The organism is Mycolicibacter icosiumassiliensis (genome assembly GCF_900078685.2).
Taxonomy (GTDB): domain Bacteria; phylum Actinomycetota; class Actinomycetes; order Mycobacteriales; family Mycobacteriaceae; genus Mycobacterium; species Mycobacterium icosiumassiliensis.
In genome coordinates, this window is the sequence record NZ_LT546189.1 from 1 (window position 1) to 1,524 (window position 1,524).

At 66.3% G+C, this 1,524-nt stretch carries 2 protein-coding genes; both read right to left on the reverse strand.

The window, feature by feature from the left end:
* Positions 1-344 precede the first annotated feature (344 nt).
* The gene (locus BN4346_RS46785; protein ID WP_067977078.1) at positions 345-1,238 is read right to left on the reverse strand and encodes a nucleoside triphosphate pyrophosphohydrolase; all 894 of its coding nucleotides are present in this window, start codon (positions 1,236-1,238) and stop codon (positions 345-347) included.
* Between the two features lie 5 nt (positions 1,239-1,243).
* Positions 1,244-1,524, reverse strand: a 281-nt coding sequence (locus BN4346_RS46790; RefSeq protein WP_154677696.1) for a hypothetical protein, incomplete at its 5' end; no start/stop codon positions are given.

Here is a 1,524-nt window from a genome sequence, read left to right on the forward strand (position 1 = left end):
GGACCGACCAACCACGCCCACCGCACAAAACCACCGCCTGACAACCCAATCCAGCACCAGGCCTGTTGAGCATCAAGCACTATGAAAAATCGAGGCTAACAGCGACAATCAGGGCTCCCACCTAAACCGTCATCGCCATTGTCGCTACGACGCGGGCACCCCTCAGCCCGCGGCAAAAGCGTGACATTGGAGAATTTTGAGATGACAGTGACATTCGTGAATACCGGAACGCACAGCCACCTGCGAAAATACCGGGTTGTCGCTCACAGGCGGGCAAATCTCCATACCCTCGGGAGCCGCAACCAAAGTCACGGATGAGGCGACCGGCCGGCCCGAGCGAGAGGCTAGGGCTGCGGCCAGTGGGCGAGCCACTGGTCTTCGGTGGGCTCCCCGATGATCGCCTTCTCCACCACACGGACGGTGTCCATGAGTTCCAAAACCGCTGCGCGCAAGTTGTTTTCGGCATCGATATCCGCGGCGAGCTTGACGGTGGTGACCGTCTCGGGGATCAGGTCTGCGGGCACGCCGGCACGGGCGAGCCGTTGCAGCACCTTTTGAGCCAACGCCAACGCCGGCTGTGCGGTCGGCACATCGTCGAGGATCGAGTCTCGGGACCGCTTTTCTAGAGCCTTGCGCTCTTCCCACTGCGCCACCTGCTCTTGAAGCGAGATCTCCTCGCCGGCGAGCACCGCGGGCGCCCGGTTGACCAGCTTGCGCAACAACGAATCCGCGACGTCGTCGATGGAAAACGGGTGCTCCGGCGCGTCCTCGGCGATGCGGGCGTGGAACAGCACCTGCAGGAGCACGTCACCGAGCTCGGCACACAGCTCGTCGGCGTTGCCGCTGCGGACCGCATCGAAAAGTTCGTAGGTCTCCTCCAACAGAAACCGGCGCAGCGAGTCGTGGGTCTGCTCGCTCTCCCACGGCCCAGTGCTGCGCAGCCGGTCCATGATCGCGACCGCGTCGATCAGCCGCTCCCCCGGCGCCGCATCCGGCGCCGCGATCAGGGCTTCCCCGGCCTCGAGGCGGGCGAGGACGTCGGGATGGTTGCGGTCCGACGACAGCAGCACCGGGGCCGGCACGTCTGAAGCACCGACCAGAACCGATCGGGCGGCCGGCAACGACCACGGCACCACGATCGGCAGTTCCTCGGTGTAGACGACCTCACCGGCGAGCAGCGCGAGGGCTTCGACCGGCACGAGTGAGGGCCTGCGGGGGTCGACCAGGACGACGGTCATCGTGGCTACCGTACTGCGGGCACCGCGCCGGTCACATCGACCTGGCCCTGCGGCTTGCCGTCGAGTGCCGAAATCAGATCGGCCACCATCTGGACGAGTTCCACATCACGGATGCGAGGCGCACCGACGGGCGCACCGGCACCGCCGGCACGCGGGATCGGAACCTGCACGGTCGCGGTGGTGGCCCGGTAACTCGCCGACGGATGCATCCGCTTGAGCCGCAGCTGGGCGGAGTCCGGCAGCGTCATCGGGGCCAGCCGCAGCGTCGTCGCCGACGCCGCAGAGA